The organism is Mesorhizobium caraganae, assembly GCF_016836705.1.
GTDB classification, from domain to species: Bacteria; Pseudomonadota; Alphaproteobacteria; order Rhizobiales; family Rhizobiaceae; genus Mesorhizobium; species Mesorhizobium caraganae.
The window spans coordinates 1-23,792 of sequence record NZ_JAFCGY010000019.1; the positions used below are offsets into that span (position 1 = coordinate 1).

Consider the following 23,792-nt stretch of genomic DNA (forward strand, 5'->3'; position numbering starts at 1 on the left):
AGGCTCAAACCAAGTCTCGCGTGAGGCCCATCGCCGTCGGCTGTCTCCTGACATTTCCTCCTGACATCAATTTGCTGAGCCAAATCAATCGCAAAACAAAACCCCGCCGAAAATCGACGGGGTTTGTCAGCGGTCTGAGGGCGGCCGTTAGGCCGCCCTTTCGATATCAGCTGGTCCAGTTGCCTGGATGGAGACCGCTTAGCGGCGATCGCCCATGAACTGCAGCAGGAACATGAACAGGTTGATGAAGTCGAGATAGAGCCTCAACGCGCCCATGATCGCCTTGCGACCGGCGACGTCGGCCTGGTCGCCTTCGTAGTACATTTCCTTGATGGTCTGCGTGTCATAGGCGGTGAGGCCGGCGAAGATCAGCACGCCGATCGCCGAGATGGCGAAGCCGAGCGCCGACGACTGCAGGAAGATGTTGATCAACATGGCGATCACCAGGCCGACGACGCCCATGACCAGGAACGAGCCGAACGCCGAAAGATCACGCTTGGTCGTGTAGCCATAGAGCGACAGTCCGCCGAAGGCGGCCGCCGTGGCGAAGAAGGTCTGGGTGATCGAGGCACCGGTGTAGACCAGGAAGATGGTCGACAGCGACAGGCCGACCAGGCCCGAATAGACCCAGAAGGTTGTCTGCGCCGCGGCCACGCTCATCGACTGGATCCTGAACGACAGGAAGAAAACTGCGGCGAGCGGGGCCAGGATGACCACCCAGCGGAAGGCGCTGGCGTAGATCAGCGTGCCGAAAGCGGTCAGCTGTCCGTCGCCGGTGACGGCGAGCTGGAAAGCGCCCCAGGCGGCGATGCCGGTGATGAGGAGACCAAGCCCCATCAGATTGTAGACCTTCAGCATGTAGCTGCGCAGGCCCTGGTCAATGTCGGCGCGTGCGCCCGGCACGGCCGAAGTCTGGTAATTGCGAATGGGCTCAGCCATTGGAATCCTCTGTTGCTTCTGCCCCGTACGGTGTCAGGCCTTTCCGGACCTGGGCGCCGCTGGCGGGGCTCCAGCATGCCTGTGGCGAAATATGATGGTTCTTGACGTCAAGAACAAGACCGTTACGGGCTGCAACGCGTGGTGAATCGCCGGAAGCCGGTGTTCCGGGCTTTCGCGGCCGCTGCATTACCAAGATTTAATCGGAAATGGCCGGATTCGGCCGGCTTTGCCGGTTGAGACCTAGAGGTCGCGCAGCACCGGCGCCGCCTTGTGGCCGAGCACCCGCCAGGTGCCGGCAAGGCCGATGCCGACGGTGATCGCCAGCGCAAACACCAAAGTCGCCACCGCCACCTCCGGCATGAAATGCGATGGCAGCGTCATGATGCGGGCGACGATGTACCAGGCCGCGATGCCGCCGGCGGCAAGCGCGAACACCGCGGTGGCCAACCCGATCAGCATATATTCGAGCGAAAACGCCGTGATCAGCGTCCGCCTCGTGGCCCCCAGCGTCTTCAGCACCACGGCATCGTGGATGCGGGCGCGGTTGCCGGCGGCGAGCGCGCCGGCCAGCACCAGCACCGAAGCGATCAGCGCCACGCCGGCCGCAGCCCGGATCGCCGTGCCGAGCTGACCGACCAGTCGGTTGACGATATCGAGCGCGTCCTTGACACGGACCGTCGTCACCGCCGGAAAGGCACGGGTGATGGCGTTGAGCAGGCGCGCATCATCCGCTACCGACGCGTCCTTCTCGGTCAGCGTCGCCAGCCAGCCATGCGGGGCGCCAGCAAAAGCGTTGGGTGAGAACACCATGACGAAATTGATGCCCATTGTCTCCCATTGCACCTCGCGGAAATTGGCGATCCTGGCCGTCACGTTGCGGCCCAGCACATTGACGGTGACGGTGTCACCGAGTTTCAGCCCGAGCGCCTTGCCTTCATCGTTGGAAAACGAAACCAACGGCTCGCCGGTATAGCTGTCCGGCCACCAACTGCCTTCGGTCAATGTCGCATTGGCGGGCTGCTTGGCGTCATAAGTCAGGCCGCGATCGCCGCGCAGCACCCAAGCGCCTTCAGCCGGCACATTGGCCTTGTCTACATCGACGCCGTTCAGCGCCATCACCCGGCCGCGCAGCATCGGCACCTTGACCAGCGTGCCCTTGGGCGCCTCTTTGCCGACCAGCGCCGAGAAGGCGTCGACATCGCCGTTCTGGATGTCGACGAAGAAGAAATTCGGCGCCCGCTCCAGCAGGCTGCCTGAGATCTGCTGCCTGAGATTGCCGTCGATCAGCGCCAACGTCACCAAGAGCGTCAGCCCGAGCCCCAGCGACAGCACGACGGAAGGCGTCAGCGCGCCGGGCCGGTGGATGTTGCCGATGGCGAGTCTGAGCGCGACCGAGCACACGCGCGGGCTTTTGCGCGCCACCCACTGCACCAGCGCGCCGACCAGGCGCAGTACCAGAAACGCAAAGATTGTCGCGCCGACGAAGATCGAGGCGATACGCTGGTCACCGGAAAACAGGATCGCCAAGGCGGCCAAAGCGAGCGCGATGCCGACCGCCGCCGCAAGGTAGGGCAGGCGCGGAAAACCGCGGCCCTCAAACCCCATTTCGCGAAATAGCGCCGTTGCCGGCACGTCGCGGGCGCGGCCGAGCGGCAGCAGCGCGAAAGCCAGCGTCACCAGCAGCCCGAAGAGCGCCGCCATGGCGAGTGCACCGGGATAGAAGCCGCCTTCCGCCGGCACCGGAATGACCGATTTCAGGGCCGCACTCGCCGCGAACGGCATGGCGGCGCCGAGGATAAGACCAAGCACGATGCCGAGGCCGGCAATCATCAGGATCTGTACGAGATAGACGGTGAAGACGAAACCGCCCGAAGCGCCGAGGCTCTTGAAGGTGGCGATGACGCCGCGCTTGCCGTCGAGATAGGCGCGCACCGCATTGGCGACGCCGACGCCGCCGACCACCAGCGCCGTCAGCCCGACCAGCGTCAGGAACTGCGAGAAGCGTTCGATGTTGGAGGACAGTGCGGGTGCGGCGTTGGAGCGCGTGCGGATCGACCAGCCGGCTTCGGGGAAATCGCTCGCGGCCCGTTTCTGGATGCTTTTGAGATCGGCCTCGCTAGCGCCGGCCGGTAGGCGAACCTTGTAGGCATTCTCGACCAGGCTGCCCGGCTGGATCAGCCCCGACGCGGCAAGCCCCGCGGTCGAGACCATCAGCCGGGGCGCGAAGCCGAATCCATCCGACACCGCGTCCGGCTCGCTCACCAGCCTGGCGCGCAATTCGAATGTCGCGCTGCCGAGTTTCAACCGATCGCCGATCTTCACATTGAGCCGATCGAACAGCAGGTCGGGCGCCGCGGCGCCGAAGATTCCGGATTTCTCACCGAACAGATCCTGTCTGCCAAGCTGCGGCTCGGTCTCCAGCGCGCCATAGAGCGGATAGGCGTCGTCGACTGCCTTGGCCTCGACCAGCGCCTGGTCGGAGCCGTCCTCGAGCCGCGCCATCGAGCGCATGTTGGCGCTGTGCGACACAGCACCCAGGCCATCGAGGAAGGCGCTTTCGGCCGGCGTCGTATCGCGCTGGTTGATCTGGAAGCGCAGATCGCCGCCGAGCAGCGTCTGGCCCTGGTCGGCAACACCGGCGGTGATCGCCTGCGCCACCGAATTGACGCCGCCGATCGCCGCGACGCCAAGTGCGATACAGGCCAGGAAAATCATGAAGCCGGACAGCCCACCGCGCATCTCGCGCAGCGAAAAGCGGAACGCGAGTTTCAGGGTGCGGAGCCAGGGGGTCTTTTCCACCACGGCTACGCCGTCACTTTGAGCAGAGGCGCATCCTCGATGCGGCCCGAGCGCATCGACACCTGGCGCGAGCAGCGCGCCGCAAGGGCCGGATCATGAGTGACCAGCACCAGCGTCATGCCGCGCTCGGCCGCCTTGGCGAACAAAAGGTCAGCGACCTGCCGCCCCGTCGCCTGGTCGAGATTGCCGGTCGGTTCGTCGGCGATGAGAATGCGCGGCGCGGGTGCCAGCGCCCGAGCAATCGCCACGCGCTGCTGTTCGCCGCCGGAAAGTTCGCCGGGATAGTGGGTGACGCGGTCGCTGAGGCCTACGGCTGCCAGTTCACGCGCGGCCACGCCGAACGGATCGGCATGGCCGGCCAGTTCCAGCGGCACCGCGACATTTTCCAGCGCCGTCATATTGGGAATGAGATGGAAGGACTGGAAGACGATGCCGATGTTTCGGCCCCGAAACGATGCGATCTGGTCCTCGCTTTTGCCGTTAAGCGATTCGCCGGCGATGCGCACCGTGCCCGAATCGACCCGCTCCAGTCCGGCCAGAACCATCAGCAAGGTCGACTTGCCGGATCCTGAGGGACCGACAATGCCGGTCGCCTCGCCGCGCGTCACGTCGAGGCTGACGCCTTTCAGGACATGCACGGACGACGCGCCTTGGCCGAGGGTCAGGGATATGTCTTTCAGCTCGATGACGGCTTCTGTCACAATTAAAGCGTCCTATATGGAGATGAAGGCTCTGCCTGCCGGAAGCCGTCGCCGGAAGAATTCTTGGTCATATGGGGCCTGCCGCATGTCTTTCAAACGCTCGATTGCCGCAGGGCTCATCCTTTTCCTCACCCTTTGCGGCGCCATTTCGTCGGCGCGGGCCGAGACATTCACCGTCGTGGGCTTCGGCGACAGCCTGATGGCGGGCTTTGGCCTCGGGCCCGGCGAAGGCTTCACCGACAAATTGCAGGCAGCCCTTCGCGCCAAGGGCCTTGATGTGAGCGTCGCCAATGCCGGTGTTTCCGGCGATACGTCGAGCGGCGGCCTGTCGCGGCTCGACTGGTCGGTGCCGGACGGCACCAAGCTTGTCATCCTGGAACTCGGCGCGAACGACATGCTGCGCGGCGTCTCGCCCAGCATTACTGAAAAGAACCTGGACGACATGCTGGCGAAGTTGAAAGCGCGCAAGATCGCGGTGCTTTTGGCCGGCATGCGCGCCGCCCCCAATCTCGGCGCCGACTACCAGACCGCCTTCGATGCGATCTATCCGAAGCTGGCCGCGAAATACGATGTGCCGCTCTATCCGTTCTTTCTCGACGGCGTTGCCGGACAGTCCGGCCTGCAGCTGGAGGACGGCTTGCACCCCAACCCGAAAGGCGTCGATGCGATGGTCGAGCGCATCCTGCCCACCGTGGAAAAGGCAATTGCAGCGGTCGAGGGCGGCGCCTGAGGCCGGACATTCGCTCCTGGCGCGGCCTTCCGTAAGGGAAACATTAGGGAAAGCCTGCGACCAACAAACCACTTGCCCTGCTTGGATATCGATGATTCGGTAGGGGCATAGTTCGATTCGAGGAAGGGAGGCTCACCATGCCGCGTCTTTTCACCGCCCTCGAAATACCGCGTGATGCCGCGCTTTCGCTGTCCCTTTTGCGGGGTGGCCTGCCCGGGGCCCGCTGGATCGATGTCGAAAACTATCACATGACGCTGCGCTTCATCGGCGATGTCGAAGGCCATGTCGCTGACGAGATCGCCAACGCGCTCGACCGGGTTCACCGCCCATCCTTCTCGCTGACGCTGTCCGGGGTCGGCGCCTTCGGCCAGAAAAAGCCGCACGCCGTCTGGGCCGGCGTTTTCGCCTCGCCCGACCTTTCCGCACTGCAAGGCGAGATCGACCGTATCTGCCAGCGGCTCGGTCTGCCGGCAGACCCGCGCAAATTCACACCGCATGTGACGCTGGCGCGGCTGCGCAATTCGAGCCCGCTCGACGTCGCGCAATATCTGTCGGCGCGCGGCAATTTCTCGACACTACCGTTTCGCGTCGGCCGCTTCGTCTTGATGTCGTCGCGCGATTCGGTCGGCGGCGGCCCCTACATCGTCGAGGAAGCCTGGCCGCTGTCCGGCGCCGATGCGCGCTCCTCGAGCAGCTTTGCCAGCGCCTCCGACGCTTCGCGGATCATGCGGTAGACTGAAGCGAAGGCTTCCGCCCCGTCGTAATAGGGATCCGGCACGTCGCGGGCTTTTCCCTGCGCGAACTCCGCAAGCAGATGGATGCGTTCGCCGGCACCGGCCGGCGCCATCACCTTCAGGTCTCGGACATTCTGCCGGTCCATACCGAGGATCAGGTCGAAGCGGGCAAAATCCTCCGGCCGAACCTTGCGCGCCCGCTGCCCGGAAATGTCGATGCCGTGGCGGGCAGCGACCGCGACCGAGCGCGGGTCGGGTGCTTCGCCGAGATTCCAGCCGCCGGTCGCGGCTGAGTCCAGCATCATGTCGCGGCCCCGCTCGGCCAGCACGGCGCGAAACACGCCTTCGGCGAGTGGCGAGCGGCAGATGTTGCCGAGGCAGACGAACAGAATGGAATTTATCGGCTTTATGCTCATTCGATATGCGCCGTTTGTGCATTTGGGACGCCAAAACGCAAGGCACGTTTGGGCGACTTGCACTATGGTGAGGGTCAAGATCGGGATAGCACAGGACATCATCATGACGAGAGAGAAACTCAGCAAGGACGCCATTACAGCTGCACTGGCCGAACTGGGCGGCTGGTCGCTGGCCGCGGACGGCGCTTCCATCAAACGCAGCTTCGTCTTCAAGAATTTTTCCGAAGCCTTCGCCTTCATGACCCGCGTCGCTCTGGCTGCGGAGAAGATGGACCATCACCCCGACTGGTCGAATGTCTACAAGACGGTGGACGTGACGCTGAACACCCATGATGCCGGCGGCGTCACTGGGCTCGACATCGCGCTGGCCAAGAAGATGAACGGTTATTTCGGCGGCTGAACGTCCGGCGCCACGACGCGCCGGCAACGGCAAATCGGCACCATCCTCTTGCAGCGGGGTTCGGCTTTCACCACATTTTCCCGTGCCGCCGCGCGCAACACGGTGCGCGACGGCCAGAAGAGGAGACATTGATGGCGGAGCAACCGGGTTTTGACTTCTTCGGCTTCGGCAGCAAGCTGGGCGATGAAAGCGAAGTGCGCGCCAAATTCTGGCGCACGGCCAAGAAGGCGGCGCGGCAGATACCCTTCATGGAAGAGGTGGTCGCCGCCTATTACTGCGCGCTCGACAAGAAGACGCCTTTGCGTGCCAAGGGCATATTGCTCGCCGCGCTCGGCTATTTCGTACTGCCGGTCGACGTCATCCCCGATTTCGTCCTCGGCCTCGGCTTCACCGACGACATCGCTGTGCTGACCGCAGCGATCACTGCCGTCAGCGCCCATATCACGCCTGCCCACCGCAAGGCCGCCAAGGAAGCGATCGCCGACAAGAGCTGAACCGGCGGCCGTCCCATCAACGAACTTGTTTTCCAGAAATCCTGCGTTCAAACAGGGCGATAGCGGCTTGGCTTCGGGTTCCGCTGTGGCCGTTGAAAAAGTCAAACTCTTGCCGCTTTCGTGGCCTCCAAGTCGCCGCAGGGACATTGCGAAAGCCGTTTTTTCAACAAGCGGCGCGGAAATGGCGGTGGTTTCCATACGTGAATGTCCTTTTCCAAGGGAAATTCACCGTTTGGTAACCCAGATTAAATCAAAATGAAGCGACGGGCAGGACGCCAAGCCGGCCTGCCCCCGCACCATTTGGAATACGGGAAAAGCGATGCGCGGATTGATTGCACTAGTCTCGAGCCTGGTCCTGGTGGCCTCTGCAGCGCCGGCGCTGGCGCAGCAGGCGACCAAGATCGGCCAGCACAACGCCTGGGGCACCTACAGCTATCAGGCGCAGGGCGGCAAGGTCTGCTACGTCCTGACCGTGCCGACCGACAAGCAGCCGCCGACGCTCGACCATGGTGACATGTTCTTCTTCGTCAGCCAGCGGCCGGGCCAGCAGGTGTCCTACGAGCCGCAATTCATCGCCGGCTACACCTTCCAGGAAGGCTCCAAGGCCACCGTCACCATCGACAAGAAGTCGTTCTCGATGTTCACCCGCGGCAAGTCGGCCTGGGTGGAGAACGCCGCCGAAGAGCCGGTGCTGATCGCCGCCATGAAGACCGGCACCGACATGAAGGTGTCGGCCAAGTCCGGCCGCGGCAACACCACAACCTATGTGTTCTCGCTGAAAGGCATCTCGGCCGCGCTGTCGTCGATCGCCAAGTGCAAATAGGCTAACGTAACGCGACCTCCTTCAGCGGATACAGATGCTCATAAGGCGACCGACCTTCCTTGAAGCAACATGCCAAATCGCTTTAGCTGGCTTGGCATTTCTTCTCCTACTCGACTTTATCGATGCAGCAAGCGTTCGCTGCGATATTACGCCAGCGTCGTCTTGGTGCAGCGTCTGGGGCGTGTCCGAAGGCCCGGTTGGTATGGCTTGGAACTATCGGAGCCAGACCGTCTACTTGCGATCCGACATTGCTCGGATGGCCATCTTGGCCATAGCGATACTCACACCATTCGTTACAACGAGGCCCGCTTGGGGAATGGGGCTGTTGGCCGGTGTCGGCATCTTGGGTTCGGTTGCACTAGAATTTCTTGGTCCGACGCTTCTGTGATTTCAAACTGAGACACTACCGAAAAGTCGCCCCGCATGACTCTCACTCCAACCTGTGCTATGCGCCGCGCTTCTTTGGCACGATGGATGAAATCGGCCGCAATTCGCTTATATTGGCGCTGATATGACCCTTTCCTTCGATCTCACCACTGAAGGCGCACGCGATGCGTTGCGCGCCCGTGCCACATCGGCCGAGAAGCCGTCGCTGATCGGCCTGACCCGGGCCGAGCTCGGCGAAGCCCTCATCGGCGCCGGCATCGTGCCCGAGCGCCAGGCAAAAATGCGCGCCCAGCAGCTGTGGCACTGGATGTATGTGCGCGGCGTGTCCGACTTCGCCGGCATGTTCAACATCTCCAAGGATCTGCGCGCCGAGCTCGACAAGCATTTCACCGTCGCCCGGCCCGAGATCGTCGAGGAACAGATTTCCTCCGACGGCACGCGCAAATGGCTGTTTCGCTTTCCGCCGCGCGGCGCCGGCCGTCCGGTCGAGATCGAGACCGTCTACATCCCCGAGGAAGGCCGCGGCACGCTGTGCATCTCCTCGCAGGTAGGCTGCACGCTGACTTGCTCGTTCTGCCACACCGGCACGCAGAAGCTGGTGCGCAACCTGACTGCCGAGGAAATCCTGGCGCAATTGCTCACCGCCCGCGACCGGCTCGGCGATTTCCCTGACCGCGACACGCCCGACGGCGCCATCGTGCCGGCCGAGGGCCGCAAAGTCTCCAACATCGTCATGATGGGCATGGGCGAGCCGCTCTACAATTTCGAGGCGGTGAAGAAGGCGCTGCTGATCGCCTCCGACGGCGACGGGCTTTCCCTGTCCAAGCGTCGCATCACGCTCTCGACGTCCGGCGTGGTGCCCGAGATCTTCCGCACAGGCGAGGAGATCGGCGTCATGCTGGCGATCTCGCTGCACGCCACCAATGACGATCTGCGCGACCTCCTGGTGCCGATCAACAAGAAGTATCCGCTGAAGGAACTGATCGCGGCGTGCCGCGCCTATCCGGGCCTGTCCAACGCCAAGCGCATCACCTTCGAATATGTGATGCTGAAGGATGTCAACGATTCCATCGAGGACGCCAAGGGGCTGATCAAACTGCTCAAGGGCATTCCGGCCAAGATCAACCTGATCCCGTTCAACCCGTGGCCGGGCACCAACTACCAGTGCTCGGACTGGGAGACGATCGAGAAGTTTGCCGACTATATAAACAATGCCGGCTATGCTTCGCCGATCCGCACCCCGCGCGGCCGCGACATCCTCGCCGCCTGCGGCCAGCTCAAGTCGGACTCCGAACGCATGCGCAAGGCCGACCGACTGGCACTGGAAGCCATGATGATTGCGGGACACGGCGAGGCGTGAGCCGCGTCATCGCCTATCTCGTCCGCTTCGCCGTCATCCTGTTCGGCTATATCGTCGCCTCGCTGGCGGCGAGCGCCTTTCTCAACGTCCTGTTCCTGGCCTCGCTCGGCTACGCGCCGGAACATGCCCACCCGACGGCGACCGCATCGCTGTATTTTTCGATCCCCTTCGTGGCGCTGTTCATCGCTTATTTCGCCTTCATGCCGGCGGCCATCGTCATCTTGATCTCGGAGATACTCAGCCGCAGAGACTGGCTGTTCTATGCCCTTGCGGGCGGCATCGTGGCCGCGGTGTTCCTCGGCTTCGTCCACCAGAATGCCGACATCAATTTCGACGTCACCGATCCGCGCGCCATCGCCGCCGTGATCGGCTGCGGCATGGTCGGCGGCATCTTCTACTGGCTAAGCGCCGGCCGCTGGGCCGGAAGCTGGTGGCAGGCCGCTACTTCGCCTGAGCGGTCAGGATCTTGAGCGCGAAGGCCGAAAACACCCCGGCAAAGAGATAGTCGACCACCCGCGTGACGCGCGGGCTGGCCTTCATCGCCGCCGAGAACTTTTCCGCGGCAAACACCATCGGCGCCGTCACCGGGATCGACAGCACGATGAACATGACGCCGAGGAAGAACAGTTTTCCCGGTGCGTTCGGGTCATGTGCCGAGACGAACTGCGGCAGAAACGTCATGAAAAACAGGATGATCTTCGGGTTGAGCAGATTGACGCCAAGTCCGGCGACCCAACTGCGGAACAGCGAAATCTCAGGGCCGCTCTTCTTCTGCGGCGAGAATGCCGAGCCCTTGGTGAGCGCCTGCCAGGCCAGGAAGACGAGATAGGCGGCGCCGAAGATCTTCAGCACGAGGAAGGCCATTGGCGAGGCGACGATCAGCGCCGAGATGCCGACCGCCACCAAAGTGGTGTGGATCAGCGTGCCGCACAGCGCCCCGGCCAGCGAGGCCAAGCCGGTAGCGCGGCCCTGGCTCAGCGTGCGTGAGACGAACAGCGTCATGTCTGGCCCCGGCGTTATCGCCAGGATCATGGTGGCGACGGCGAACTGGATCAGCGTCGTGGTGTCGGGAATGAAAGACATTGGCGGCCCCTGGCAGAGCGTCGGACCCAAAAGTGGAAGCCGGTTTTGGGAGAATCCGATGCTTAAACAAAAGGAAGCGCAGCCTATAGCGCAGGCGCTTGGCCCGTTCCAGCCGCTGACGACCGCAGCATCTGGTCCAGCCTTGATCGGCGTTCGTCCCTTGCGCTGGCCGGAAAGCCCGTGATACCTCGCCCGCGAAGAACCCTTGTCGCGGAACCGCCAACAATGTCGAAGACCAAAGACGTCAAGAAGGTCGTGCTCGCCTATTCCGGCGGCCTCGACACCTCCATCATCCTGAAATGGCTGCAGACCGAACTCGGCGCCGAAGTCGTCACCTTCACCGCCGATCTCGGCCAGGGCGGCGAGCTGGAACCGGCGCGCAAGAAGGCCGAGATGATGGGCATCAAGGATATCCGTGTCGTCGACGTGCGCGAGGAGTTCGTCTCAGACTTCGTCTTCCCGATGTTTCGCGCCAACGCCGTCTATGAAGGCACCTACCTGCTCGGCACCTCGATCGCCCGTCCGCTGATCTCGAAACACCTGGTCGAGATCGCCAGGGAGACCGGCGCCGATGCGATTGCCCACGGCGCCACCGGCAAGGGCAATGACCAGGTCCGTTTCGAGCTTTCGGCCTATGCGCTGAACCCCGACATCAAGGTCATCGCGCCGTGGCGCGATTGGTCGTTCAAGTCGCGCACCGACCTGATCAACTTCGCCGAGCAGCACCAGATCCCGGTGGCGAAGGACAAAAGAGGCGAGGCGCCCTTCTCGGTCGACGCCAACCTCTTGCACTCCTCTTCCGAGGGCAAGGTGCTGGAAGACCCGTGGAGCGAACCGCCGGAATTCGTCCACCAGCGCACCGTCTCGCCGATGGATGCGCCCGACAAGGTCACCGAGATCGAAATCGAATTTTTGAAGGGCGATCCGATTGCGCTCAACGGCAAGAAGCTGTCGCCGGCCGAGATGCTGACGGCCCTTAACGATCTCGGTCGCGACAACGGCATTGGCCGGCTCGACCTGGTCGAGAACCGCTTCGTCGGCATGAAGTCGCGCGGCGTCTACGAAACACCCGGCGGCACGATCCTGATCGTGGCCCACCGCGCGATCGAGTCGATCACGCTCGACAGGGGTGCAGGCCACCTCAAGGACGAGTTCATGCCCCGCTATGCCGAGCTGATTTACAACGGCTTCTGGTTCTCGCCCGAGCGGCTGATGCTGCAGGCTATGATCGACAAGAGCCAGGAAGATGTGGAAGGCACGGTGCGCCTGAAGCTCTACAAGGGCAATGTCATGGTCACCGGCCGCAAGTCGAAGAAGACGCTCTATTCCGACGCATTGGTCACCTTCGAGGACGACCGCGGCGCCTACGACCAGAAGGACGCCGCCGGTTTCATCCGCCTCAACGCGCTGCGGCTGAGGACACTTGCAGCACGCAACCGCAAGGGTTGAGCCCAACTACTATTACAGGCACAGACCGGCGGAGACGCCGGGTTTTTATTTGGCATCTCTAATATAAGAAAGTCAAACCAGCCAGGCGACTCCTGTTGACCTTCTAAAAGCTTCATCTAAATTCCCTCGCGGGACGGAGGGGTTCTGATCGTGAAAAACGCCATTTTTCTCTTGCTTGCGGCGGCCGTCGTCTTCACCGGATGCCAGTCCTCGCAGGCAGCCGCGAAACGCGAGCAGAATCCAGACGGTGCATCTCCGCTGTCCATTTATGGAGCATCACGTTCAAGCACGAAATCGCCTCTTTCATGGGCGTTTCACAAGAGCGCATGCCGGCCCTGTTCTGCCAGCGCCTTGGCGAAGGGATACGCAGCGGGCGAATCAGCTACTCCGACTTGAACCGGCTGCAGCTCGACCAATCGACCGAAATCTGGCTGGTCATCAAGGGTAAGTCAAAAGCGGCTGCTATGGCCACGCCGCCGCCGCCGAACCCCAACTTCCGCAGCTGCAAAGGTATTACCGGCACCTTCCAGCTTCCCGCTTCCCAGAAATGCCCGTTGAGCGGCTACGCGCAGGCCGACCAACCGACCAAAATCGAGATGAAGGGCAGGCCAAAGGCGGATCTCTACGGCGGCTCCTTCGAGGTTCCCGCTTCCGAGAAATGCCCCTTGGGCGGCGGCTATAATTGAGAGAGATATTCCTGAGCGCCGGGCCAGTTTCGAAATCGGTTTCCTCTCCGGCTTGGCTCGACCGTCGAGTTACATCCCGCAAGACGCTTGCCGGCTGCTCCTACACGTTGGACGTAAAATAGAAGCCCGGCGCATGGCCGGGCCTCTCCATCGAATAGAGATTTCTATCAGTTGCCGTCGATTGCATCGGCGATCTGGGCGATGGCCTGCTGGTAGACGCTGGCGGAATTCCAGCCGGCAATTGCGCCTATATTCGCGCTCGCGCTCGCGCCCGCCCGCCAGCCATGAGCCTTGAGGAAGTTGGCGGTGGACGCCAGCGCGGTTGCCTTGTCGCGCAGATTTCCGTTGCCGACGCCGTACTTCAGGACGTTTCCGGGCAGGAATTGGGTATGGCCGATCTCGCCATGCGCGGCGCCGACCGACGAGGCGCTCAGCGCGCCGCGATCGACCAGCTTCAGCGCCGCAATGGCGTGCGGGTAGAAGAACCCCGGACGGCGGCAATCATAGGCCAGCGTCAGGATGGCGGAGACCGTGTTCTGGTTGCCCAGGGAGGCACCGAAGCCCGTCTCCATGCCCCAGATGGCGAGCAGCACGCCCGGCGAAACGCCGTAATTGCTCTCGATCCTCTCGAACATTGCCGCGTTCGACTTCTTCAGCGCACGGCCCTTGGAAATGATCGCAGCCCCGCCACGGCGCTTCATGAAAGCATCCACCGAGCCGCTGAACGCCTTGTGGATGGCGCGGTCGACGGAGATCGTCTTGGTCGCGTAGCTGGCGCCGGCCAGAGCGGCCAGGCCCTTGGGGCCAACACCTTCGGCCTTGGCCTCTGCAGCGAACTCAGGCTTCCACGCCTCGAAACCGGCGCCGGTCTTGCCGCAACTGGCCGCCGCCTGCGCGCCCGTCGCCAGCGCAAGCACCGCCACCACCGTGGCCGCAAAAATCTTTCCCTTGGCAAACAATGCCATGCTTCTCTCCTGATTGCCTGAATCACGTCCCGGTTGTGAACTTGCCAGTGAAACGCGCCATTGTCACCGTAGCCTCGGCGCCACGCTGGCCAATGCAGCGGAATTTGCCTACGATCAAGTGCTTATTGTGGCGGGGAAACCATGGAAGACGTTGATGTCGTCATCATCGGCGCCGGCTCAGCTGGCTTAGCTGCCGCCAGGACCATTCGTGCCGCAGGCCTTTCCTTCAAGCTGCTCGAAGCCATGGGCCGCATCGGCGGCCGCGCCTGGACCAGCGACCAGCATTTCGGCATCCCGTTCGACATCGGCTGCGCCTGGCTGCACGCCGCCGACCGCAATCCCTATTTTCCCGAAGCGCAGGCTGCCGGCTGGACGCTGCATCACCATGACATGAATGTCGACCATCTCTATTACCGCCAGCGCAAGGCGAGCGAGCAGGAGGAGGCTGAGATGAAGGCCGCCGATGCGCGGCTGTTCGAGCTGCTGGCCACGCATCAGGTCGAAGAGGGCGACGACGACCGGCTGTCGACGCTTCTGGCCAAGGGCCAGGCGCCGCGCGCCGCCGCCACGTTCGCCGGACCGATGGATTTCGGCGCCGACGAGGACGAGATCTCGATCCGCGACTTCCAGGCCGCCGCCGATCTCGACCCGAACTATTTCAGCAAAGAAGGCTTCGGCGCGCTGGTCGCCCGCTTCGGCGCCGACCTGCCGGTCGAACTGTCAACGCCGGTGCGCAAGATCCTGTGGGATGTGCCGGGCGTCGCCTGCGTCACCGATCGCGGCACCGTGCGCGCCAAGGCGGTGATCGTCACCGCCTCGCCGGCCGTGCTCGCCTTTGAGGAGATCGAGTTCTCGCCTGCACTTCCCGACGCGCATTTTGGCGCCTTCTTCGACCTGCCTATGGGCATGCTGACGAAGCTGCCGGTGGAGATCCGCGGCACCAGGCTCGGCCTGGAGCCATTCGACGATCTGTTGATCGAACGCATGGCCCGGCACGACATCTATTTCCTGTGCTTCCCCTTCGACCTCGACCTGATGGTCGGTTTCGTCGGCGGCGACTTCGCCTGGGAAATGTCGGCGGCGGGCGAGGCGGCCGGCATCGACTTCGTCGTCGACCGGCTGTGCGGCATTTTCGGCAGCGACACCAGAAAGCATGTGGCGCGCGCCATGATGACCAACTGGGGTGGCGAGCGCTTTGTGCGCGGCGCCTATGCCGCGGCCCGTCCCGGACGCTCGGAGGCCCGCGCGACGCTGATGCAGCCGGTGGCGGACAAGATATTCTTCGCCGGCGAGCATCTGGCCGGACCGCTGATCCAGACCTGCGGCGGCGCGCGCCTGTCGGGCGAGAACGTGGCGCGGCAGGTCGCCGCACGGTTGGCCGTGAAATAGCGTCGGAAAAGCGGAACGCCCGCCGGTCACTGGCGTTTTGGGCCGCGCGCCGCGCGTACCATATAACTGCCGTGACGATTTGAGGCCGAGATGAAACTGTTCGACTGTCCGCATTGCGGCCACCGGCTCTATTTCGAGAACGCGCAGTGCCTGAGCTGCTCGAACCTCGTGCTCTACGACCCCGAGCATGCGCGCTTCGCCCTGTCTGATATCGACGGCATCTTCCACTGCACCAACGCCGATGAATGCGCCTGCAACTGGATGGCCGAGCCGGACCACCCCTTCTGCCGCGCCTGCGCGCTGAATCAGCTGATCCCCGACCTCTCCGTCGACGGCAACCGCCGCCGCTGGATCCGCGTCGAGGCGGCCAAGAAGCGCGCCATCTATTCGCTGCTCGCCTTCGGCCTGCCGGTGGCGCCCAAGCAGAACCCCGGCGACGAGATCGGCCTTGCCTTCGACTTCCTGGCCGACCCGATCGGCGGTGGCCCCGGCGGCGAACGCATCCTGACCGGTCATGACAACGGCCTGATCACGCTCAATGTCGCCGAGGCGGACTCGGCCGAACGCGAGCGACGGCGCGTTGAGATGGGCGAGAACTACCGCACACTGCTCGGCCATTTCCGCCACGAGCTCGGCCACTATTATTGGGACCGGCTGATCCGCGACGACCCGCAACGGCTTGACGCCTTCCGGGCGCTGTTCGGCGACGAGCGCGCCGATTACGAACAGGCGCTGCAGACCTACTACGCCAATGGTGCGGCGCCCGACTGGCAGCAGAACCACATCTCTGCCTATGCGACATCGCATCCGTGGGAGGACTGGGCGGAGACCTGGGCGCACCATCTGCACATCACCGACACGCTCGAGATGGTGCACGCGTTGAACTTTCCGCTCGGCCAGCTGGAGACGATGGAGGCCAATGTGTTGCCGCAGGGCGACACCGGTGGCCGCCTGCAGCCCGCCCCAGCCGAGCCTCACGCCGTGCCCGAGCCGTTCGAAAAGATCCTCGCCCGCTGGCTGGTGCTGTCGGAAGCCTCCAACTCGATCAACCGCTGCATGGGCCTGCCCGACCTCTATCCCTTCGTCATTTCGGACGTGACGGCGCAGAAACTCGCCTTCGTACATGAGCTTCTGACGGGTTTGCCGAAAGAAACCGGAATAAATCGTGAGCCGGCACAGGCATTTTAGCCGGAACGCATAAGGCCCGGTTTCGTTTCGGCTCGCGAGGGACCAACGAAAACGGAGCGAAATCATGAGACGCATACTGTTTCCGGCCGTCGCCGGGGCGCTTGTCGCCATGTCGGGTGCGGCACTCGCCGATACTGCCGTCTCGGCCGTCACCGATCTTAACGTGCGTGCCGGCCCCGGCCCGCAATATCCGGTGATCGGCGTGCTTGCCGCCGGCCAGTCGGCGACGCTCAATGGCTGCATCGAAAACAGCAAATGGTGCACCATCGCCGAAGCCGGCGGCCAGGGCTGGGTCTATTCCGACTACGTGACGGCCGATTTCGGCGGCAGCCGGGTCGTGCTGACGCGCCGCCCTGCCGACGCCGCCATCACCGTCGTTGCACCGCCGCAGGATGATTATCCCGACACCTATACCGGCGCGATCCTTTCCGACGACGGCCCCATCGACGCCATCGACAGGCCGCCGGCGGAAGTCGGCACCTATGTCAGCACGCACCGGCTCGACCCGGTCTATCTCGACGGCGAGGTGGTGACAGGCGCGACCTTGCCTGACACCGTCGAACTGCGCGAAATCCCCGATTACCGCTACCGCTATGTCTATGTGAACGGCCAGCCTGCGCTGGTCGACCCGCAGACTCGGCGCATCATGTATGTTGTGCGCTGATTGAGCCCCCGAAGGCGGTCCCCATCCGGCGGCCGCCTTCTCCCCGGTGTCGGCCTGGTCAGGCCGCTTGGAGCTGCTCTGTCGATCTCGGCCTTCCTGGCCTTGCTCTCGACGGCGAGGTCCTAGCTCGCCTGCATGTTCATCCAGAACCGCCGTCGCGGAACGATTATTCCGCACTGCAGCGAACGTTGCGCCGGCTTCGGGCCGGCCCCTAATCGATTGAAGCAATCGCCAGCCTTTTTGTCAGACTAAATGACGTTTCCAAAACGATTTTCTGGCTTTGACGCGGTGCAAAAAGAGCATTAGAAACCGGCTGTCTGAAGTCACACATGAAGGCGGCAAACGCCGCATTCCATTGCGGCTCCGGACTTCGAACTGGGGCAGCCATGAGCAAATCACCAGCCACCCGAACCGCCAGACGTGAACGGCCGCTCTCGCCGCATCTGACGATCTATCGCCCGCCGATCACCATGACGATGTCGATCGTCCATCGCATCACCGGCGGCGCGCTGTATTTCGGCACGCTCCTGGTCGCGGCCTGGCTGATGGCGGCGGCGGGTTCGCAAGCGACTTTCGATTGGGTCAATTGGGCCTTCGGCACCTGGCTCGGCCGCCTCATCCTGTTCGGCTACACCTGGGCGCTGATGCACCATATGCTGGGCGGCGTGCGCCACCTCGTCTGGGACACCGGCGCCGGGCTCGAGAAACACACGGCATCGAAGATCGCCTGGGCGACGCTCGCCGGCTCGGTTGCGCTCACGCTGCTGATCTGGGTCGCCGGCTATATGGCGCGGGGATCCCTGTGATGAGCGGCAGCAACAACGACATGCGCACGCCGCTGGCGAAAGTCCGTGGTCTCGGCTCGTCCCACGAGGGGACACAGCATTTCTGGCGCCAGCGGCTGACGGCGCTCGCCAACATTCCACTGACACTGTTCTTCGTCGGCTTCCTCATCGCACTCAACGGCGCCGGCTATACCGAGGTGCGGGCAGCGCTCGCCAATCCGTTCGTGGCGCTGGTTATGATCCTTTTCCTGATTTCCGGGCTTTACCATATGCGGCTCGGCATGCAGGTGATCATCGAGGACTATGTGATCAGCGAAGGCCTGAAGCTGCTGACGATCGCGCTCAGCACATTTTTCACCATAGCGGTCGGCGTCGCCTCGATCTTCGCCCTGCTCAAGCTCGCATTCGGAGGCTGAGTTGGCCAAGGACGCAAAATCAGCCAACCCGGCTTACACCTATGTCGACCACAAATTCGATGTCGTGATCGTCGGCGCCGGCGGCGCCGGCTTGCGCGCCACGCTCGGCATGGCCGAGCAAGGCCTGCGCACCGCCTGCATCACCAAGGTGTTCCCGACCCGCTCGCACACGGTGGCGGCGCAAGGCGGCATTGCCGCCTCGCTGTCCAATATGGGTCCGGATTCCTGGCAGTGGCACATGTATGACACCGTCAAGGGATCGGACTGGCTGGGCGATGTCGACGCCATGGAATATATGGTGCGCGAAGCACCGGCCGCAGTCTACGAACTTGAGCACTATGGCGTGCCGTTCTCGCGCACCGAAGAGGGCAAGATCTACCAGCGGCCGTTCGGCGGCCACATGATGAACTATGGCGATGGCCCGCCGGTGCAGCGCACCTGCGCGGCAGCCGACCGTACCGGGCATGCCATCCTGCACACGCTCTACGGCCAGTCGCTGAAGAACAATGCGCAGTTCTTCATCGAGTATTTCGCGCTCGACCTGATCATGGAGCCGGATGGCACCTGCACCGGCGTCGTCGCCTGGAACCTCGACGACGGCACCATTCACCGCTTCTCGGCCAAGATGGTGGTGCTGGCGACCGGCGGCTACGGACGCGCCTATTTTTCCGCGACCTCGGCGCACACCTGCACTGGCGATGGTGGCGGTATGGCCGCACGCGCGGGCTTCCCGCTGCAGGACATGGAATTCGTGCAGTTCCACCCGACCGGCATCTACGGCGCCGGCTGCCTGATCACCGAAGGCGCGCGCGGCGAGGGCGGCTATCTCGTCAATTCCGAGGGCGAGCGCTTCATGGAGCGCTACGCGCCGTCGGCCAAGGACCTTGCCTCGCGCGACGTCGTCTCGCGCTGCATGACGCTGGAGATCCGCGAAGGCCGCGGCGTCGGCAAGAAGAAGGATCATATCTTCCTGCATCTCGACCATCTCGATCCGGCGGTGCTGCATGAGCGGCTGCCCGGCATTTCGGAATCGGCCAAGATCTTTGCCGGCGTCGACCTGACCAAGGAGCCGATCCCGGTGCTGCCGACGGTGCACTACAATATGGGCGGCGTGCCGACCAATTACTGGGGCGAGGTGCTCAACCCGACGGCCGAGAATCCCGACCAGGTGTCGCCTGGGCTGATGGCGGTGGGCGAGGCCGGCTGCGCCTCCGTGCATGGCGCCAACCGGCTGGGTTCGAACTCGCTGATCGATCTGGTGGTGTTCGGCCGCGCCGCGGCGATCCGCGCCGGCCAGGTCATCGACCGCAACTCGGCGATCCCCGCGCCCAACGAAGCCTCGGTCGAAAGGATCATGGACCGCTTCGACCGGCTGCGTCATGCCAACGGCTCGACGCCGACGGCCGTGCTGCGCGAAAAGATGCAAAAGGCGATGCAGGAAGATGCCGCCGTGTTCCGCACCCAGGAATCGCTGGAGAACGGCTGCAAGCGCATTTCGGAGATCTGGACCGAGCTCAAGGACATCAAGGTCTTCGACCGTTCGATGATCTGGAACTCGGACCTGGTCGAGACGCTGGAGCTGGAAAACCTGATGGCCAATGCCATCACCACGGTCTACGGCGCCGAAGCCCGCAAGGAGAGCCGTGGCGCGCATGCGCGAGAGGATTTCTCGGCCCGCGACGACAAGGTCTGGCGCAAGCACACGCTGGCGCGGCTCAATGAGGACGGCAAGGTAAGCCTAAGCTACCGCCCCGTGCACACCGAGCCGCTGCAGGCGGAAAAGGACGGCGGCATCAGTCTCGCCAAGATCGCGCCCAAGGCCAGGGTGTACTGACCATGGCGCTGGCGGCCTCGGGATATTCGAGCACGCCGCTTCAGGCCAAGCTTGGCCTGAAGGACGGGATGGTCGCGGCGTTCATCGCGCTGCCCGACGATCTCAGCGATCTCACGGAGGCCGCCGATTTCGCCCTGGTCGACCGGCTGGGCGACTGGTCGGCGATTTCGGGAACGTCCCTGAAATACGATGCCGTCCACGCCTTCACCCGGCAGCGCACCGAGATCGAGGATCGTCTCGGCGATGTCGAAGCGGCGATCAAGCGCGATGGCATGGTCTGGGTGTCCTGGCCGAAAAAGGCATCGAAAGTGCCGACCGATGTCACCGAAAGCGTCGTTCGCGCTGAAGCGCTGAAGCGCGACCTGGTCGACGTCAAGGTCGCTGCCGTCAACGAAATCTGGTCCGGGCTGAAGCTCGTCATCCGAAAGGACCTGCGGTAATGGTCGAACTCACGCTTCCCAAGAACTCGAAGGTGCAGCCGGGCAAGACCTGGCGGAAGCCGGAGGGCGCCACCAACCTGCGGGAATATCGGATCTACCGCTGGTCGCCTGACGATGACGAGAACCCGCGCATCGACACCTATTTCGTCGACATGGACGATTGCGGACCGATGGTGCTCGACGCGCTGCTCTACATCAAGAACAAGATCGACCCGACGCTGGCCTTGCGCCGCTCCTGCCGCGAAGGCATTTGCGGCTCCTGCGCCATGAACATAGACGGCTCCAACACGCTGGCCTGCACCAAGGGCTGCGACGACATTTCCGGCGCCGTCAAAGTCTATCCGCTGCCGCATATGCAGGTGGTCAAGGATCTGGTGCCCGACCTCACCAATTTCTACGCCCAGCATGCTTCTATCCAACCTTGGCTGCAGACGGTTTCGCCGATGCCGGCCAAGGAGTGGCTGCAGAGCCATGAGGACCGCGAGAAGCTCGACGGGCTCTACGAATGTATCCTGTGCGCCTGCTGCTCGACCTCGTGCCCGAGCTACTGGTGGAATGGCGACCGCTATCTCGGCCCGGCAACGTTGCTGCAGGCCTATCGCTGGCTGATCGATTCCCGCGACGAAGCCAAGGGCGAGCGGCTCGACAATCTGGAAGACCCGTTCCGGCTCTATCGCTGCCACACCATTATGAACTGCGCGCAGACCTGTCCGAAGGGGTTGAACCCGGCCAAGGCGATTGCCGAAATCAAGAAGATGATGGTGGAGAGAAGGGTTTAGGCCCGGCGAGGCCGCTCGCGGCGATCTCGAACGCAGCGATCCTTCGCGCCCCTCTGTCCTGCCGGACATCTCTCCCACAGGTGGGGAGGTTGGCTGTCATCCCGTCGTTCGCCAATCTCCAAGGTTGAAGGATGGCGCGCTGTCGGCGAAGCTGGCGATTTCCCCCCATGTAGGGGAGATGTCCGGCAGGACAGAGGGGCTGTCCCGCCAGCCTCAGAAAGGATTGCAACCCAATGAGCGAAGACCTTCCCATCCTTAATCCCGTCGAAGCTCGCGTGCTCGGCTGCCTGATCGAAAAGAAGGAGCTGACGCCTGACGTCTATCCGCTGACGCTGAATGCGGCACTTGCCGCAGCCAATCAGAAGACGGCGCGCGAGCCTGTCATGGCGCTGGAGCAGACGGAGGTGCACCGCGGGCTAAAGCTGCTCGAGCAGAAGGGGCTGGTGCGGCAGATGTTCGGTTCGCGCGTCGAGCGCTATGAGCATCAGATGGCGCAGCGCTTCTCGCTGACCACACCGCAGACCGCCTTGCTCGGGCTGCTGCTGTTGCGTGGACCGCAGACGGCGCATGAGCTCCTGGCGCGAGCTGAGCGCATGGCGCGTTTTTCTTCAATCGAGAATCTGCGCGCCGAACTCGACATGCTGATCGGTCGCCGGCCGCCGCTGATCCAGGAAATCCCACGCGGTCCGGGCCAGCGCGAGGACCGCTACGTGCATCTGCTCGCTGGAGCGGTGGACGTCGCAGCATTGTCGGTACAGCGCAGCGCGCAAGCCATGCCTGCTTCCGACCTGGAAGAGCGCGTGAGGGTGCTGGAAGAAGATGTTGCCGCGCTGCGCGCCCGGCTCGAAGCGCTGGGCGGGTAAGATTTCCGAAGTTAGCGCTGCCCCTCATCGCCCTGCCGAGCACTTCTCCCCGTATAGTGACGGGGAGAAGGAGGCCGGCCGCAACCGCGATTCTTGCAACGTTGGCGGTTGGCGAAACCGTCGATAACAGCATCCCTCGCCCCGTTTACGGGGAGAGGATGGCGGCAGCCAGGTGAGGGGCGGCGCTGACGGCGAAAGTACGGTGCAGACCCTGCCGGCCCTTCACCCCAATTTCGCGTCGAGTGACACCTTGATGGCGCCGAGCGCCTTCGACACCGGGCACTCTGCCTTGGCCTTCTCGGCCAATTCCTTGAACTTTGCGGCATCGATGCCGGGCACCTTGCCGACCAAAGTGATGGCGCTGCCGGTGATGCCGGTGCCAGGCACCAGGGTCACCACCGCCTTAGCGTCGAGTTCGGTGGCCGGCGTGCCGTTCTCGGCCAGGAAATGCGATAGCTGCATGGCGTAGCAGCCGGCGTGCGCGGCGGCGATCAACTCTTCGGGATTGGTGCCGGATTTGCCGCTCTCGTCCTCGAAACGTGCCTTGAACGAATAGGGCGTGCCCTTTAAGGCGCCGCTCTGCGTGTCGAGCGTGCCGTTGCCCTCTTTCAGATTGCCTTTCCAGACGGCGTTTGCGGTACGGTCCATAAAATCCTCCTTGATTGCAGCGATAGCGCCGGCCTGGCGGCGTTCCCTTCAACTATAGCGCGGCGGCAGGGGAAGACCACCGCGCTGTTTTGGCGTGACTGCGGCGCCGCCGAGCCCTGCCGAATCTTTTTGAAAAAATCTGCGTGCAAAAATGTCGACTTGCATCTGCGCCGACCGTCCTGCGGGCGGCCACGGATTCTCGTGGCGGATGGAGGTACCCATGAACAATCTGTTTTCTGCCCATTGGAATGGCCCCGGAGGAAGGCCGCAAGACATCGATTGCTCGCGACCTTCCGGCTTCGGCCGGCTGCTTTTGGCGATCGCCATCGTCGGTCTTGCGGTCTGCGTGCTCGATCACGTCTCCGCCGGCAAGGCTGCAACCGGCACGCTGATCGCCTATGGTCCGTCCGAGCAAGGGAGCTCGAAATGAAATATGTCTGTCTGGTCTACGGCGAGGAAAAAGACCTCCATGCCATGACGCCACAGCGTCTGGCCAAGCTCGACGCCGATTCGATGGCCTATGATCGGTCATTGGATCAGCAAGGCAAGCTGATCATCGCGCAGGCACTGCAGTCGGTGAAGACGTCGAAGACGGTCCGGCGGCGCCAGGGCAAGCGGCTGATCACCGACGGCCCCTTCGCCGAAACCAAGGAGCAATTGCTTGGGTTCGTCATGATCGAGGCCGATAATCTCGACGCGGCGCTGGAGATCGCCGGCGAGATTCCCCTGGCCGAAATCGGTACCATCGAGGTGCGGGCGATCTACGACGTGCCCGGGTCATAAGAAGGACGGAGCGCTTCGTCGGCCGCGCGTGGGCAGA

The 23,792-nt window shown here is 63.4% G+C and carries 28 protein-coding genes; 20 read left to right on the forward strand and 8 right to left on the reverse strand.

Annotated elements, in window-relative coordinates; all coding sequences use genetic code 11:
- Positions 1-198 precede the first annotated feature (198 nt).
- The 3 genes from JQK88_RS24820 to JQK88_RS24830 form a co-directional block, all read right to left on the reverse strand.
- On the reverse strand, positions 199-939 hold the full coding sequence (locus JQK88_RS24820) for a Bax inhibitor-1/YccA family protein (protein WP_112560076.1): 741 nt from the start codon (positions 937-939) through the stop codon (positions 199-201).
- 240 nt (positions 940-1,179) lie between these two features.
- A complete protein-coding gene (locus JQK88_RS24825) occupies positions 1,180-3,678 on the reverse strand; it encodes an ABC transporter permease (protein WP_203279805.1) in 2,499 nt (832 codons plus the stop codon).
- A gap of 65 nt (positions 3,679-3,743) precedes the next feature.
- Positions 3,744-4,439: an ABC transporter ATP-binding protein gene (locus tag JQK88_RS24830; RefSeq protein WP_192254687.1), complete on the reverse strand. Its 696-nt coding sequence runs from the start codon at positions 4,437-4,439 to the stop codon at positions 3,744-3,746.
- Positions 4,440-4,524: 85 nt separating this feature from the next.
- Between JQK88_RS24830 and JQK88_RS24835 the strand changes: the two genes are divergently transcribed.
- Together JQK88_RS24835 and thpR are read left to right on the forward strand one after the other, a co-directional pair.
- Positions 4,525-5,169, forward strand: a complete 645-nt coding sequence (locus tag JQK88_RS24835) for an arylesterase (protein ID WP_192254689.1) — start codon at positions 4,525-4,527, stop codon at positions 5,167-5,169.
- Between the two features lie 137 nt (positions 5,170-5,306).
- Positions 5,307-5,903 carry an RNA 2',3'-cyclic phosphodiesterase gene (gene thpR / locus JQK88_RS24840; RefSeq protein WP_112560072.1) on the forward strand — a complete coding sequence of 199 codons (597 nt, stop codon included), beginning with the start codon at positions 5,307-5,309 and terminating at the stop codon, positions 5,901-5,903.
- On the opposite strand, the gene JQK88_RS24845 is transcribed toward thpR, so the two are convergent.
- Positions 5,807-6,319, reverse strand: coding sequence for a low molecular weight protein-tyrosine-phosphatase (locus JQK88_RS24845; RefSeq protein WP_192254691.1), 513 nt, complete (start codon positions 6,317-6,319; stop codon positions 5,807-5,809). The two genes, thpR and JQK88_RS24845, sit on opposite strands and share 97 nt — an antisense overlap.
- 103 nt (positions 6,320-6,422) lie before the next feature.
- Between JQK88_RS24845 and JQK88_RS24850 the strand changes: the two genes are divergently transcribed.
- The 5 genes from JQK88_RS24850 to JQK88_RS24870 all read left to right on the forward strand — a co-directional run bounded on the left by JQK88_RS24850 (position 6,423) and on the right by JQK88_RS24870 (position 10,253).
- On the forward strand, positions 6,423-6,719 hold the full coding sequence (locus JQK88_RS24850) for a 4a-hydroxytetrahydrobiopterin dehydratase (RefSeq protein WP_192254693.1): 297 nt from the start codon (positions 6,423-6,425) through the stop codon (positions 6,717-6,719).
- 131 nt (positions 6,720-6,850) lie between these two features.
- On the forward strand, positions 6,851-7,213 hold the full coding sequence (locus tag JQK88_RS24855) for a YkvA family protein (RefSeq protein ID WP_192254695.1): 363 nt from the start codon (positions 6,851-6,853) through the stop codon (positions 7,211-7,213).
- 319 nt (positions 7,214-7,532) lie between these two features.
- Positions 7,533-8,036: an invasion associated locus B family protein gene (locus JQK88_RS24860; protein WP_112560070.1), complete on the forward strand. Its 504-nt coding sequence runs from the start codon at positions 7,533-7,535 to the stop codon at positions 8,034-8,036.
- Positions 8,037-8,547: 511 nt separating this feature from the next.
- A complete protein-coding gene (gene rlmN, locus JQK88_RS24865; protein WP_192254697.1) occupies positions 8,548-9,783 on the forward strand; it encodes a dual-specificity RNA methyltransferase RlmN in 1,236 nt (411 codons plus the stop codon).
- Positions 9,780-10,253, forward strand: a complete 474-nt coding sequence (locus JQK88_RS24870) for a hypothetical protein (protein WP_192254698.1) — start codon at positions 9,780-9,782, stop codon at positions 10,251-10,253. The genes rlmN and JQK88_RS24870 overlap by 4 nt, the downstream gene beginning before the upstream one ends.
- Here JQK88_RS24870 and JQK88_RS24875 read toward each other — a convergent pair.
- Positions 10,225-10,866 carry a LysE family translocator gene (locus JQK88_RS24875; protein WP_192254700.1) on the reverse strand — a complete coding sequence of 214 codons (642 nt, stop codon included), beginning with the start codon at positions 10,864-10,866 and terminating at the stop codon, positions 10,225-10,227. The genes JQK88_RS24870 and JQK88_RS24875 overlap by 29 nt on opposite strands.
- Before the next feature lie 225 nt (positions 10,867-11,091).
- Here JQK88_RS24875 and JQK88_RS24880 point away from each other — a divergent pair, with 225 nt between their 5' ends.
- A complete protein-coding gene (locus JQK88_RS24880) occupies positions 11,092-12,315 on the forward strand; it encodes an argininosuccinate synthase (RefSeq protein WP_192254702.1) in 1,224 nt (407 codons plus the stop codon).
- Positions 12,316-12,641: 326 nt separating this feature from the next.
- Positions 12,642-13,001, forward strand: a complete 360-nt coding sequence (locus JQK88_RS36435) for a hypothetical protein (RefSeq protein ID WP_246750028.1) — start codon at positions 12,642-12,644, stop codon at positions 12,999-13,001.
- Between the two features lie 167 nt (positions 13,002-13,168).
- On the opposite strand, the gene JQK88_RS24890 is transcribed toward JQK88_RS36435, so the two are convergent.
- Positions 13,169-13,966 carry a lytic murein transglycosylase gene (locus tag JQK88_RS24890; protein WP_203279720.1) on the reverse strand — a complete coding sequence of 266 codons (798 nt, stop codon included), beginning with the start codon at positions 13,964-13,966 and terminating at the stop codon, positions 13,169-13,171.
- Between the two features lie 141 nt (positions 13,967-14,107).
- Between JQK88_RS24890 and JQK88_RS24895 the strand changes: the two genes are divergently transcribed.
- The 3 genes from JQK88_RS24895 (at position 14,108) to JQK88_RS24905 (ending at position 17,207) form a co-directional block, all read left to right on the forward strand.
- Positions 14,108-15,355 carry a flavin monoamine oxidase family protein gene (locus JQK88_RS24895; RefSeq protein WP_192254706.1) on the forward strand — a complete coding sequence of 416 codons (1,248 nt, stop codon included), beginning with the start codon at positions 14,108-14,110 and terminating at the stop codon, positions 15,353-15,355.
- A 90-nt stretch (positions 15,356-15,445) separates the two neighbouring features.
- A complete protein-coding gene (locus JQK88_RS24900; RefSeq protein ID WP_203279721.1) occupies positions 15,446-16,543 on the forward strand; it encodes a zinc-binding metallopeptidase family protein in 1,098 nt (365 codons plus the stop codon).
- A gap of 64 nt (positions 16,544-16,607) precedes the next feature.
- Positions 16,608-17,207 (forward strand): DUF1236 domain-containing protein, encoded by a 600-nt coding sequence (locus tag JQK88_RS24905; RefSeq protein WP_112560060.1) that lies wholly within the window; start codon positions 16,608-16,610, stop codon positions 17,205-17,207.
- A 211-nt stretch (positions 17,208-17,418) separates the two neighbouring features.
- On the opposite strand, the gene JQK88_RS24910 is transcribed toward JQK88_RS24905, so the two are convergent.
- Positions 17,419-17,595 (reverse strand): hypothetical protein, encoded by a 177-nt coding sequence (locus JQK88_RS24910; RefSeq protein ID WP_203279722.1) that lies wholly within the window; start codon positions 17,593-17,595, stop codon positions 17,419-17,421.
- Between JQK88_RS24910 and sdhC the strand changes: the two genes are divergently transcribed.
- The 6 genes from sdhC (at position 17,594) to JQK88_RS24940 (ending at position 22,324) form a co-directional block, all read left to right on the forward strand.
- Positions 17,594-18,013, forward strand: coding sequence for a succinate dehydrogenase, cytochrome b556 subunit (gene sdhC, locus JQK88_RS24915; RefSeq protein ID WP_192254709.1), 420 nt, complete (start codon positions 17,594-17,596; stop codon positions 18,011-18,013). The two genes, JQK88_RS24910 and sdhC, sit on opposite strands and share 2 nt — an antisense overlap.
- Positions 18,013-18,408: a succinate dehydrogenase, hydrophobic membrane anchor protein gene (gene sdhD, locus JQK88_RS24920; RefSeq protein ID WP_192254711.1), complete on the forward strand. Its 396-nt coding sequence runs from the start codon at positions 18,013-18,015 to the stop codon at positions 18,406-18,408. The genes sdhC and sdhD overlap by 1 nt, the downstream gene beginning before the upstream one ends.
- Position 18,409: 1 nt before the next feature.
- Positions 18,410-20,242, forward strand: coding sequence for a succinate dehydrogenase flavoprotein subunit (sdhA, locus tag JQK88_RS24925; RefSeq protein WP_203279723.1), 1,833 nt, complete (start codon positions 18,410-18,412; stop codon positions 20,240-20,242).
- 2 nt (positions 20,243-20,244) lie between these two features.
- Entirely contained in the window at positions 20,245-20,682 is a 438-nt protein-coding gene (locus JQK88_RS24930) for a DUF3052 family protein (RefSeq protein WP_192254715.1), read from the forward strand.
- Complete coding sequence (locus JQK88_RS24935; protein WP_203279725.1) at positions 20,682-21,461, forward strand: succinate dehydrogenase iron-sulfur subunit; 780 nt, start codon at positions 20,682-20,684, stop codon at positions 21,459-21,461. The genes JQK88_RS24930 and JQK88_RS24935 overlap by 1 nt, the downstream gene beginning before the upstream one ends.
- 233 nt (positions 21,462-21,694) lie before the next feature.
- Entirely contained in the window at positions 21,695-22,324 is a 630-nt protein-coding gene (locus JQK88_RS24940; protein ID WP_192254717.1) for a YceH family protein, read from the forward strand.
- Between the two features lie 222 nt (positions 22,325-22,546).
- On the opposite strand, the gene JQK88_RS24945 is transcribed toward JQK88_RS24940, so the two are convergent.
- A complete protein-coding gene (locus tag JQK88_RS24945; protein WP_112560053.1) occupies positions 22,547-22,972 on the reverse strand; it encodes an OsmC family protein in 426 nt (141 codons plus the stop codon).
- Positions 22,973-23,192: 220 nt separating this feature from the next.
- Here JQK88_RS24945 and JQK88_RS24950 point away from each other — a divergent pair, with 220 nt between their 5' ends.
- On the forward strand, positions 23,193-23,402 hold the full coding sequence (locus JQK88_RS24950) for a hypothetical protein (RefSeq protein WP_192254721.1): 210 nt from the start codon (positions 23,193-23,195) through the stop codon (positions 23,400-23,402).
- On the forward strand, positions 23,399-23,755 hold the full coding sequence (locus tag JQK88_RS24955; RefSeq protein WP_192254723.1) for a YciI family protein: 357 nt from the start codon (positions 23,399-23,401) through the stop codon (positions 23,753-23,755). Before JQK88_RS24950 ends, JQK88_RS24955 begins: the two co-directional genes overlap by 4 nt.
- Positions 23,756-23,792: the final 37 nt, after the last annotated feature.

What these genes read in the sequence shown, in the direction of transcription:
- JQK88_RS36435 (WP_246750028.1), top strand. Translation starts at nt 12,642, where the DNA reads ATGCCGGCCCTGTTCTGCCAGCGCCTTGGCGAAGGGATACGCAGCGGG.
- JQK88_RS24945 (WP_112560053.1), bottom strand. Translation starts at nt 22,972, where the DNA reads ATGGACCGTACCGCAAACGCCGTCTGGAAAGGCAATCTGAAAGAGGGC.
- JQK88_RS24855 (WP_192254695.1), top strand. Translation starts at nt 6,851, where the DNA reads ATGGCGGAGCAACCGGGTTTTGACTTCTTCGGCTTCGGCAGCAAGCTG.
- JQK88_RS24845 (WP_192254691.1), bottom strand. Translation starts at nt 6,319, where the DNA reads ATGAGCATAAAGCCGATAAATTCCATTCTGTTCGTCTGCCTCGGCAAC.
- JQK88_RS24900 (WP_203279721.1), top strand. Translation starts at nt 15,446, where the DNA reads ATGAAACTGTTCGACTGTCCGCATTGCGGCCACCGGCTCTATTTCGAG.
- sdhC (WP_192254709.1), top strand. Translation starts at nt 17,594, where the DNA reads ATGAGCAAATCACCAGCCACCCGAACCGCCAGACGTGAACGGCCGCTC.
- JQK88_RS24940 (WP_192254717.1), top strand. Translation starts at nt 21,695, where the DNA reads ATGAGCGAAGACCTTCCCATCCTTAATCCCGTCGAAGCTCGCGTGCTC.
- JQK88_RS24850 (WP_192254693.1), top strand. Translation starts at nt 6,423, where the DNA reads ATGACGAGAGAGAAACTCAGCAAGGACGCCATTACAGCTGCACTGGCC.
- JQK88_RS24935 (WP_203279725.1), top strand. Translation starts at nt 20,682, where the DNA reads ATGGTCGAACTCACGCTTCCCAAGAACTCGAAGGTGCAGCCGGGCAAG.
- JQK88_RS24955 (WP_192254723.1), top strand. Translation starts at nt 23,399, where the DNA reads ATGAAATATGTCTGTCTGGTCTACGGCGAGGAAAAAGACCTCCATGCC.
- JQK88_RS24950 (WP_192254721.1), top strand. Translation starts at nt 23,193, where the DNA reads ATGAACAATCTGTTTTCTGCCCATTGGAATGGCCCCGGAGGAAGGCCG.
- JQK88_RS24880 (WP_192254702.1), top strand. Translation starts at nt 11,092, where the DNA reads ATGTCGAAGACCAAAGACGTCAAGAAGGTCGTGCTCGCCTATTCCGGC.
- JQK88_RS24825 (WP_203279805.1), bottom strand. Translation starts at nt 3,678, where the DNA reads ATGCGCGGTGGGCTGTCCGGCTTCATGATTTTCCTGGCCTGTATCGCA.
- JQK88_RS24895 (WP_192254706.1), top strand. Translation starts at nt 14,108, where the DNA reads ATGGAAGACGTTGATGTCGTCATCATCGGCGCCGGCTCAGCTGGCTTA.
- JQK88_RS24910 (WP_203279722.1), bottom strand. Translation starts at nt 17,595, where the DNA reads ATGGCTGCCCCAGTTCGAAGTCCGGAGCCGCAATGGAATGCGGCGTTT.
- JQK88_RS24930 (WP_192254715.1), top strand. Translation starts at nt 20,245, where the DNA reads ATGGCGCTGGCGGCCTCGGGATATTCGAGCACGCCGCTTCAGGCCAAG.
- rlmN (WP_192254697.1), top strand. Translation starts at nt 8,548, where the DNA reads ATGACCCTTTCCTTCGATCTCACCACTGAAGGCGCACGCGATGCGTTG.
- JQK88_RS24875 (WP_192254700.1), bottom strand. Translation starts at nt 10,866, where the DNA reads ATGTCTTTCATTCCCGACACCACGACGCTGATCCAGTTCGCCGTCGCC.
- sdhD (WP_192254711.1), top strand. Translation starts at nt 18,013, where the DNA reads ATGAGCGGCAGCAACAACGACATGCGCACGCCGCTGGCGAAAGTCCGT.
- thpR (WP_112560072.1), top strand. Translation starts at nt 5,307, where the DNA reads ATGCCGCGTCTTTTCACCGCCCTCGAAATACCGCGTGATGCCGCGCTT.
- JQK88_RS24835 (WP_192254689.1), top strand. Translation starts at nt 4,525, where the DNA reads ATGTCTTTCAAACGCTCGATTGCCGCAGGGCTCATCCTTTTCCTCACC.
- JQK88_RS24820 (WP_112560076.1), bottom strand. Translation starts at nt 939, where the DNA reads ATGGCTGAGCCCATTCGCAATTACCAGACTTCGGCCGTGCCGGGCGCA.
- JQK88_RS24890 (WP_203279720.1), bottom strand. Translation starts at nt 13,966, where the DNA reads ATGGCATTGTTTGCCAAGGGAAAGATTTTTGCGGCCACGGTGGTGGCG.
- JQK88_RS24860 (WP_112560070.1), top strand. Translation starts at nt 7,533, where the DNA reads ATGCGCGGATTGATTGCACTAGTCTCGAGCCTGGTCCTGGTGGCCTCT.
- JQK88_RS24905 (WP_112560060.1), top strand. Translation starts at nt 16,608, where the DNA reads ATGAGACGCATACTGTTTCCGGCCGTCGCCGGGGCGCTTGTCGCCATG.